General features: G+C 45.1%; 6 protein-coding genes, 1 tRNA gene, 1 pseudogene and 1 riboswitch. Of the genes and pseudogenes, 1 reads left to right on the top strand and 7 read right to left on the bottom strand.

All coding sequences use genetic code 11. From position 1 onward, the window contains the following. Nucleotides 1-332: 332 nt before the first annotated feature. From metA to H8Z82_RS14810, 3 genes and pseudogenes are all read right to left on the bottom strand, one after another. The gene (gene metA, locus H8Z82_RS14820) at nucleotides 333-1,265 is read right to left on the bottom strand and encodes a homoserine O-acetyltransferase MetA (protein ID WP_173743386.1); all 933 of its coding nucleotides are present in this window, start codon (nucleotides 1,263-1,265) and stop codon (nucleotides 333-335) included. 31 nt (nucleotides 1,266-1,296) lie between these two features. Next, nucleotides 1,297-3,255 carry an NAD-dependent DNA ligase LigA gene (ligA, locus tag H8Z82_RS14815; protein WP_186995546.1) on the bottom strand — a complete coding sequence of 653 codons (1,959 nt, stop codon included), beginning with the start codon at nucleotides 3,253-3,255 and terminating at the stop codon, nucleotides 1,297-1,299. Nucleotides 3,256-3,268: 13 nt separating this feature from the next. Next, nucleotides 3,269-3,997, bottom strand: a pseudogene (locus H8Z82_RS14810) (pseudouridine synthase); the annotation flags it as partial. Nucleotides 3,998-4,111: 114 nt separating this feature from the next. Between H8Z82_RS14810 and H8Z82_RS14805 the strand changes: the two are divergent. Further along, complete coding sequence (locus tag H8Z82_RS14805) at nucleotides 4,112-5,371, top strand: polysaccharide deacetylase family protein (protein ID WP_186995545.1); 1,260 nt, start codon at nucleotides 4,112-4,114, stop codon at nucleotides 5,369-5,371. A 137-nt stretch (nucleotides 5,372-5,508) separates the two neighbouring features. Here the strand turns inward: H8Z82_RS14805 and H8Z82_RS17415 are convergent, their stop codons facing one another. The 4 genes from H8Z82_RS17415 to H8Z82_RS14785 form a co-directional block, all read right to left on the bottom strand. Further along, nucleotides 5,509-6,510 carry an SH3 domain-containing protein gene (locus H8Z82_RS17415; protein ID WP_243176492.1) on the bottom strand — a complete coding sequence of 334 codons (1,002 nt, stop codon included), beginning with the start codon at nucleotides 6,508-6,510 and terminating at the stop codon, nucleotides 5,509-5,511. Nucleotides 6,511-6,564: 54 nt separating this feature from the next. Beyond that, a tRNA-Arg gene (locus tag H8Z82_RS14795) sits at nucleotides 6,565-6,636 on the bottom strand. Between the two features lie 215 nt (nucleotides 6,637-6,851). Continuing rightward, entirely contained in the window at nucleotides 6,852-8,477 is a 1,626-nt protein-coding gene (locus H8Z82_RS14790; protein WP_186995544.1) for a Na+/H+ antiporter NhaC family protein, read from the bottom strand. Nucleotides 8,478-8,610: 133 nt separating this feature from the next. Further along, nucleotides 8,611-8,777, bottom strand: a riboswitch (Lysine riboswitch). A 77-nt stretch (nucleotides 8,778-8,854) separates the two neighbouring features. Beyond that, on the bottom strand, nucleotides 8,855-9,649 hold the full coding sequence (locus H8Z82_RS14785; RefSeq protein WP_186995543.1) for a hypothetical protein: 795 nt from the start codon (nucleotides 9,647-9,649) through the stop codon (nucleotides 8,855-8,857). Between the last annotated feature and the right edge of the window lie 39 nt (nucleotides 9,650-9,688).

Raw genomic sequence — 9,688 nt, 5'->3', positions numbered from 1 at the left:
CTGTAGTAGGAACTGGAGCTGCAGTTGGTTTTGTTCATTGTCTCTTCCTCCTTGTTTTTGTTCTATGAAATTATCATTTCTTTGACAATATTTTTAAGCACTAAAATAAGCCCACGTACCTGTTGTTATTCAAGTACATGGACTTATTCAGATGTTTAAAATATTTAGTTGGCAATATCAGTCCTTTATTGTGTGAAATTCCCTATTATACATCTTTAGGTATATGTCATACCCCATTTTTATTGAATCCATACCCCATTTTTACTCCATTTTCACGTGAAATTATGTAAAAATACGGTAAGATACGTGAAATTGAATTTCCTGCAAATCCCCTATATCTCACTGAAATCCGGTGTTCCGTACAGGTCGAATGGAGTTGACTGGTAGACGTAGTAATTCAGCCAGTTGGTATACAGGTTATTTGCGTGAGCTCGCCACATAAGGAGCGGGCGATTCTCAGGGTTGTTGTCTTTGTAATAGTTTTCCGGCATCTCGATAGGCAGGTTTTTACTCACATCACGTTTGTATTCCCCGTCCAGTGTCACACGGTCATATTCCGGGTGTCCCATCACAAAGATTTTGCGGCCACCGTCTGCCATTGCAAGAAAAAGCCCTGCTTCGTCTGACTCAGCAAGCACTGTCAGCTCTTTGCAGTTATGAATATCCTCGATGGGAACTTCCGTATGTCTGGAATGGGGTGCCAGGAACATATCGTCAAAACCGCGTACCAGCGGAATCTTGCGGTTCATCACCTTATGCCAGAAAAGGCCAAACATTTTTTTGTCCAGTTTACGTTTCTTTAGTCCATAGTGGTGATAGAGCCCTGCCTGAGCAGCCCAGCACAGATAAATAGTAGATGTAACATGGGTATTTGTCCAGTCCATGATCTCTGTCAGTTCATTCCAGTAGTCTACCTCTTCAAATTCCATCTGTTCCACCGGCGCACCTGTGATGATCATTCCATCGTATTTATTTCCCTTCAGCTCCGGGAAAGTCTGATAGAATTTATTCAGATGACTCACAGAGGTATTTTTCGCCTCATGGCTCTGTACTGCCATAAAGGTCACATCTACCTGAAGAGGGGTATTGGACAAAGAACGCAGAAGCTGCAACTCTGTCTCCTCCTTCAGAGGCATCAGGTTCAGAATCAGGATCTGGATAGGCCGGATATCCTGATGGGATGCCCTGGACTCATCCATTACGAAAATATTTTCTCTCTCCAGAATTTCTTTTACTGGAAGATCACTCTGTATTTTAATCGGCATTTTATGGTCTCCTTTCCTTTTGGGTCAAATTTCAATGCCCTGTAAGCTTCAAAAATTCTTCCTCGGATATTACAGGGATTCCAAGTTCCCTGGCCTTCTTATTCTTGGAAGAATTGGAAGTGGTATCATTGTTGATCAGATAATTGGTCTTTTTGGTTACAGAACCAGTAACCTTGCCTCCAAGGGACTCCACCAGTTCCTTTGCCTGATTCCGGTTGTCAAAATGCTCCAGACTTCCGGTAATAACAAAATTCATATTCTGGAAAATCTGCTCTCCTTTTTTTTCTTCTTTCTTAATGGCAAGGTGGCTCATAAGATGATCCAGCTTCCGGTTGTTCTCCGGGTCTGCAAAGTATTCTGTCAGACTTCTGGCAATCACCGGACCAATGGTATCAATGGAGCTGACTTCCTCTTCCTCTGCGTGGCGGATTTTCTCCAGGTCATCATCAAAATGTCTGCAGATCACCTTTGCATTGGCCAGTCCGATATTGGCGATTCCCAGACTGTAGATTACCTTTGCCAGAGTTGTTTCCCTGGCCTTTTCCAGACTTGCCATAAGATTTTCGAAGGATTTCTCACCAAAGCCCTCCATGGTCACGATTTCCTCTCTGTGTCTGCTGATCTCAAAAATATCACCAAAATCATGGATAAAGCCTCTGGCAATAAATTTCTCCAGAGTTGCTTCTGAAAGGCCATCAATATTCATGGCGTCCCTGCTGGCAAAAAGAGCAAAGGCCTTAATCTTTTTGGCAGGGCAATCCGGGTTGGTGCAGTAAAGGGATTCCACCTCATTTACCCTGCGGATCTCTGTGCCCTGTCCACAGGCCGGACAGGTCTCCGGAATGGGAAGCTCTCCGCTCTTTGTGAGATTTTCAGCAATCTGGGGGATGATCATATTTGCTTTATACACGGTGATCCTGTCCCCAATTCCCAGCTGCAGTTCCCGCATGATGCTGATGTTATGCACACTGGCTCTGCTCACAGTGGTACCCTCCAGCTCTACAGGATCAAAAACTGCCACCGGATTGATCAGGCCTGTGCGGGACGGGCTCCATTCAATCTTCTCCAGCCTTGTCTCCCGGATCTCATCTGCCCATTTAAAAGCAAAGGCATTTCTGGGAAATTTGGCAGTACGCCCCAGGGAATCTCCGTATGCGATATTGTCATAAAGTGCCACCAGACCATCTGATGGAAAATCATTCTCTGTGATCGCTGCAGAAAAATAATCCATGGCCTGGTCCAGGGTAGCTGCCGTTACTTTGCGGTATTCCACCACCTCAAATCCCTGGTTTTTCAGCCATTCAAACTGCTCTGCGCGGGAATTATGAAAATCTACATTCTCCGCACTTACCAGGCCAAAGGCATAGAACCTTACATTTCTCCTGGCCGTGATCTGGTTATTCAGTTGACGTACAGAGCCGCTGCACAGATTTCGCGGATTTTTATATCTGGCATCCACATCCTCTATGGATTCATTGATCTGTTCAAAATCAGAGTAGGTAATGATTGCCTCCCCACGCAGCACCAGTCTGCCTGCATAAGGGATTTTTAAGGGAATATTCCGGAATACCCGTGCATTGTTGGTAACTACTTCGCCTACCACACCATTTCCTCTGGTGACAGCCTTTGCCAGTTCTCCATTTTCATAGGCAAGAACAACCGTCAGTCCATCCAATTTCCAGGAAAGCAGGGTCTCATGATCCCCTATAAATTCCCGAAGTACTTCCCTGTCCTTGGTCTTGTCCAGAGACAACATGGGAGATTCATGTTCTTCCTTAGGAAGCTGGTCTACTGCCTCATACCCTACCTTTGCGGTGGGGCTGTTTGCCAGTACGGTTCCTGTTTCCTTTTCCAGAGCCTGAAGCTCGTCGTACATCTGATCGTATTCTCTGTTGCTGATGAGCTCTATGTCCTCCTGGTAATAAGCCCTGGCTGCTCTGTCCAGTTTTTTTACCAGCTCTTTCATTCGATTCATTGCGGCTGTTTCCATGATGCCCTCCTGTTTCCATTACTGTTTCACTGGTGGAAGAGGCAAGAAGTCTCTGAAGCTCCTCCCACTCTACCGGTGTGATCTCCCGGTACTGTCCCTCCGGGATTCCCTCCAGAGTCAGGTTCATGATCCGGAGACGTTTGAGTTTCTTTACCTCATAGCCCAGATACTGACACATTCGTCTGATCTGGCGGTTCAGGCCCTGGGTAAGTATGATCCGGAAGCTGCATGCTCCGGTCTGCACCACCTGGCAGGGTCTTGTCACTGTATCCAAGATAGGTACTCCTGCACTCATCCGGCGGATAAAGTTTTCATCTACCGGTTTATTTACTGTCACAAAGTATTCTTTTTCATGGCGGTTTCCGGCGCGCATGATCTTATTTACCAGGTCTCCCTCATTGGTGAGAAGGAGCAGGCCCTGGGATTCCTTGTCCAGTCTGCCCACAGGATAGATCCGCAGGGGATAATTCAGGTATTCTGTTACCGTAGTTTCCTGACGCTGTTTTTTTGTACTGCAGACAATTCCTCTGGGTTTGTTAAATAACAAAAGTACTTTTTTTTCATTTTTCTCTACAGGAATCTGATCGATACAGATTTCATCCTTCCCGGATACCTTCTGGCCGCTCACAGCTTCCTCCCCGTTCACTGTGATCCTGCCTTCCAGGATCATTCTGTCCGCCTCTCTGCGGGAACAGACTCCTGCATCACTTAAAAATTTATTGATTCTGATTTTTTCGTCCATTGTTTTATTATATAGTTATTTGTACATTTTAGCAATTAATTTTTCGCCGTTGTCTTTTTCCCCAAGATACGTTATGATAAGAAGGCAAAAGACAAAATACAAAGGAGGCATTTTATGTCGGGCCATTTTTTCCGGGCAAACCGCTGGCTGGTGACAGCTGCTGTCCTTGTGTGCATATTATCCGGAGGGCTTTTTACACGCTCTGCCGCAGCACCGTCCCGGGATCATTCCGAGAACAGCACCGGAGTGCTCATAGCAGAAAATACCAAAGACACCAAAAGTACACAAACCACTGAAAAAACAAAAGATCTCAAAGAAACAAAAAGCAAAAAAGATACCGAAGACACAGAGAAAAAAACAACCATAACTCCAACTCCTGCCAAAAGCAGTGCAAAGAAAGATTCCTCTTCTGACAAAGATCAGAAAACAGGAAACAAGGTTTCTCCTGAGGCAAAAAAGGGAGTCTGGACAGCTTCCGGCAGTGACTGGATCTTTCTGGTAGATGGTACAGCCTATACAGGCTGGCTTACAGACACAGATGGAAAGCAATACTATTTTGATAAAGCAGGAATTATGCAGACAGGATGGGTTGATGTGGGAAATAAGCGTTATTATATGGATCTGGATGGTATCATGCAGACAGGTGATATTACGGTAGACGGCAAAACCTACCATTTAAATGCAGACGGCTCTCTCCAGGGCTATGAGCCATCCACTGCCACAGCACAGTCAGATTCTTCTGGCAAGAAATCAAAAAAAGAGAAAAAATCAACTCCAAAAACCATTGCCCTCACCTTTGATGATGGCCCAAGCTCTTTTACAGACAGACTTCTGGATTGTCTGGAAGCCAACAATGCAAAGGCCACCTTCTTTATGGTAGGTAAGGAGATCCTAAGCTTTCCTGATGAAGTCAAACGGATGAAAGCTCTCGGCTGTGAACTGGGCAATCATACCTATGACCATACAGATCTGGCCACCTTATCTGCCTCTGATATCAGTTCCCAGATTTCCAGGGTAGATCAGGAGCTGGTGAATCTTACAGGACAGGGCGCTACTGTGGTACGGCCTCCCTACGGTTCTGTAAATGACACAGTCAAAGCTACCGTAGGCACACCAATGATCCTGTGGTCCATTGATACACTGGACTGGAAAACCCAGGATGTCCAGGCTACAGTAGAGGAAGTAATGAATAACGTACAGGATGGTTCTATTATTCTGATGCATGATATCTACAGCACTTCTGTAGATGCTGCAGAGATTCTCATTCCTCAGCTGATCGAGGACGGGTATCAGTTAGTTACAGTCCATGAACTGGCAGCCGCCCACGGCAAAGAGCTGAACCCAGGTATTACATACGGAGAATTCACAAACTAACCGAATAACCGCGGAGCAGTTATTCGGTTATGAGCAAGTAGCGAAGCGGATTGCGAATATCCGCTTGACTAAAACCAGCGTAAAAAATAAAAGCTGCATAATTTTGCAGCTTTTATTTTTTACCCATTATTTTTTTATTATTCCTGTTCTTCCTCACCGGAGCCTGAATCCTGTGAATCATATTCCTCTGAATCCGAATCACCGGAATCCTCTGAAGTATCTGACTCTGATCCATCTGTGAGAAGATCTCCTCTGATGTATCCGGTCTGACCGTCATAATCAATCTGAACCCATTCCCCGTCAGTACCTGTCTTCTCAACCTGCTCACCTTCTGAAATTACGCCAAGAATCTCAGAATCTGTGTTTGCTTCTGCACGCACATTACATTCCTCTGCCACAGTGAGAAGTGTGCCATTCTGTGCCTGTACAGACACATCAGACTCATCACCCAGACCATTTAAGAATGCTGCCAGTGCCTCATCCTTCTGCTGTGCCTGATCCAGCTCATTCTGTACCTTTTTCACCAGCTCTGCTACATCACTGTCTGAGAGCTGCTTCTCCAGGTATGCGGAAATATCCGGATCCTGCATGGCATCATTATCAATTATCCAGCTGCCATCACTGTTTTTGTACACATAGAACTGTGTCAGCGCCGGCGCCTTTGTTTCAATATTCTGACAGATGTATGAAAAGCAGGCGTAAACCACATAGGAATCCTCTGTCATGCCCTTCTTTGTATATACGTCTCCTACTTCATACCCTTCGATATAATCCTTCAAGTTTGTGACCTTTGACTCATCTGATGGTGTAAAATCATCTTCCAGAGTCTTCAGCGTTGCAATATCTTTTTCCCCCAGAGCCTTGTAATAGCTCTTAATTAATGCAGTAATATCTGCATCTGCTTTTTCCATGGAATTGGCGTCTTCTTTCTTCTCGTCAGACTCCCCTTCATTTGTCGGAGAAGAAGGAACATTTCCCTGGTCCTTTGTTGCCGTCTTCTGTCCATCGCCGGAATTCCCCTTATTACTTCCAACGCAGGCGCGAACGCCAAAGAACAGAACAAGCACAATTATCAGAATCGCTCCACCCAGCATAAAATACCGGAGGTTATCTGATAACCATTCTCTAAAATCATCCAAGTTCTTGTCCTCCTTATGATACAACGCATCGGAACTGTTCATCGTCCCGTGCAGTACACCTGAAGGGAATCGAACCCCCGCACATGGTACCGGAAACCACTGCTCTATCCACTGAGCTACAGGTGCAAGTAACATAATTTGATCATCTGAATTTTATTTGTCAAAGATGTTCTCAATCAGTTACCATGATTTTATCACAGAGCCCGATAAATGTAAAGTTTTTTTTGTGAATATACTCAAATGCATGAAACTTCCCGACTATTTGTACATTTTCGCAAACAACTTCTCTCCTATTATATCAGGAGGCACCTTCTGCTGAAAGCGCCTCCTGACAGATCAGATTATTCTGTTTTCAGATCATCAAATTTGATTCTGATAATAACCAGGGTAATGATCATCAGAATTACAGATACCGGAAGTGCGATCCATGGTGTCTGCACAAAGCCCGCTACTATATAAGACAGGAAGGACACCACTGCTGCCACTATTGCATAAGGAAGCTGGGTGGACACATGATTTACATGATCACACTGGGCACCTGCAGAAGCCATGATCGTTGTATCAGAAATAGGAGAACAATGATCTCCGCATACTGCACCTGCCATACATGCTGAAATAGAAATAATCATCAGCTCATGGTTGGTTCCTGAGAATACATTTACCACAATAGGGATCAGGATACCAAAGGTTCCCCAGGAAGTACCTGTAGCAAAAGCGATCACTGCACCGATCACAAAGATAATTGCCGGCAGGAAATTCATAAATCCGCCTGCTGAAGCCTTTACTACTCCGGCCACAAATTCAGATGCGCCCAGACTGTCTGTCATTGCTTTCAGTGTCCATGCAAAGGTCAGGATCAGAATCGCAGGTACCATTGCCTTAAATCCATCCGGCAGACATGCCAGACAATCTCTGAAATTCATAACACGGCGAACCATATAAAGGACAATTGTAATAATCAGAGCAAAGAAGCTTCCCAGTACCAGGCCTACAGAAGCATCACTCTGGGAAAAAGCAGTTACAAAATCAGCTCCGCTGAAAAAGCCGCCTGTGTAGATCATTCCGATAACACAGCACACTACAAGGCAGATGATCGGAATCAGCAGGTCGATCACCTTTCCTCTTGGATTGCCATTTGCATCCTCCTCCGCATTGGCGTATGGACGGGAGGCAGTGGTATAAATATCTCCCTTTAATGCATTGGTCTCATGAACTCCCATAGGGCCGAATTCCACCTTCATCAATACCATAGCAACCATCATAAAAATGGTAAGCAATGCATAAAAGTTGTATGGAATAGCACGTACAAAAAGAGAAATTCCATCCTCTCCTTCTACAAAACCGCTGACTGCTGCTGCCCATGAAGAAATCGGGGCAATGATACAAACCGGCGCTGCTGTGGCATCAATAAGATATGCCAGCTTTGCACGGGATACGTTATGCTTATCTGTTACCGGACGCATAACGCTTCCTACTGTCAGACAGTTAAAATAGTCATCAATAAAGATCAGTACACCCAGAATAATTGTAGAGATCTCTGCTCCTGCTCTGGTTTTGATCCTCTTACTTGCCCAGCGTCCAAAGGCTGCGGAACCTCCTGCTCTGTTCATCAGGCATACCATTGCTCCCAGGATTACCAGGAAAATCAAAATACCCATATTATAAGAGCTTGTAAGTACACTGATCATCCCTCCCTGGAAAACGTGGAGAACGGTTCCCTCAAAGCTGAAATTTGAATAAAACAGGGCCCCTACCAGGATTCCCACAAACAAAGAGCTGTATACCTCTTTGGTGATCAGTGCCAGCGCGATCGCTACCAGCGGCGGTATCAGTGACCAGAATGTGCCGTAAAATTTTGCAGATGCAGCTGTTGATTCCTCTGCTGCAAGTACAGTCAGTGGTGATGCCAGCACAAAGAGCATGACCATTGACAGTAAAAGTGATACTTTTTTCAGATTGTTTCTCATTTTTTCCTCCCTCTTAATTGTTTCCTTTGGATAATATGTAAATTCCTCCGGATCCACAAGGTAATCCTTTCAGGGCTAAAAAAAAGCCATGAATGCATACGAAACACATTCATGGCAACTATTCTGCTTAAGTTACTTTGATAGCGCTTCACCCGGGTGACAGTACGACGCATATTCTGCGGCATCCCAGGAATCCTCCTCCTGACTGGCCAGATTCCTTCGGCGGTCTCCCCTTTCACCGGATGACTGTCATGTCATATTTCCCGGCATACTGATGAATCCCGCGCCTCTATCATTACATATTATTCTATTGTTATGTAAAGCTGCCTACTCTCTCTGCCGGGAGATATGGAACAGCTCTCTATTTGTTTACTTTATCAGCTTTTTCCGGATTTGGCAATAGGAAAACAGAAAATATTATAATCATTTACAGCAGTCACCCATTGATATCCGTAATGTTCCATAGCTGCAAAGGCTTCTTCCTTCTGTTCCTGCGAAAGCTGCAGTACAAGAATCTGGACCTTCTCTTTCCTTGCCCTCTTTCCTATTACCTTATAATCAGGTTCTTCTGCACTCATCCTTATATACAGATGTCTGGCATTTCTGGAACGGGCACCCTTGCCATCCCTGCCGAAGGCAAGCTGAAGAGAAGGGTCATATACTCTCAGATAGGGCGCAATACTGTTATCCGCAGCGATCAGTGAATCCTCTGCACTTCTCTCTGCCAGAAGTATATTAGCGACCTGCGCTGCTTCCTCCGGAACCTTCTGATGATTGGACACCTTTACATAATTGCCGGCACTCCATACACTGGTGCCGCTTACAGCCAGAATCCCCACACAGGCAATTACCAGAACCGCCTGCAGGCCTTTTTTTCTGATCCTGGACAAAAGAGAGGTCACCGCCAGCGCCAGTGCAGGCACTACCGGAAAGAGCCAGATCACTCTCCAGTATACCAGACCTCCGATGCATTTCTGGATTAGGGCAGCTGTCACAGGACAGAAATATAAAAAACACAAAAGACACTGAAAAGCAATCAGATAACCTGCATTTTTTCTTTTTCTCTCAAAAATCAGCAGATATAAAAATGCTGCCGCCCACAGATATGGGTACCAGCTGCTGCCCCAGTACTTCTCCCACCAGAAAATTATATAATGTACTACATTGTCCATAGTGTCTGTTCTCCTTTATCCGCTGTTGCATGCAGCAGT

Origin of the sequence: Blautia difficilis (assembly GCF_014297245.1) — a bacterium.
GTDB classification, from domain to species: domain Bacteria; phylum Bacillota; class Clostridia; order Lachnospirales; family Lachnospiraceae; genus Blautia_A; species Blautia_A difficilis.
The sequence above is the reverse complement of the archived record's forward strand: the minus strand, read 5'-3'. Positions and strand labels throughout refer to the sequence as shown.

What these genes read in the sequence shown, in the direction of transcription:
- metA (WP_173743386.1), bottom strand. Translation starts at nt 1,265, where the DNA reads ATGCCGATTAAAATACAGAGTGATCTTCCAGTAAAAGAAATTCTGGAG.
- ligA (WP_186995546.1), bottom strand. Translation starts at nt 3,255, where the DNA reads ATGGAAACAGCCGCAATGAATCGAATGAAAGAGCTGGTAAAAAAACTG.
- H8Z82_RS14805 (WP_186995545.1), top strand. Translation starts at nt 4,112, where the DNA reads ATGTCGGGCCATTTTTTCCGGGCAAACCGCTGGCTGGTGACAGCTGCT.
- H8Z82_RS14790 (WP_186995544.1), bottom strand. Translation starts at nt 8,477, where the DNA reads ATGAGAAACAATCTGAAAAAAGTATCACTTTTACTGTCAATGGTCATG.
- H8Z82_RS14785 (WP_186995543.1), bottom strand. Translation starts at nt 9,649, where the DNA reads ATGGACAATGTAGTACATTATATAATTTTCTGGTGGGAGAAGTACTGG.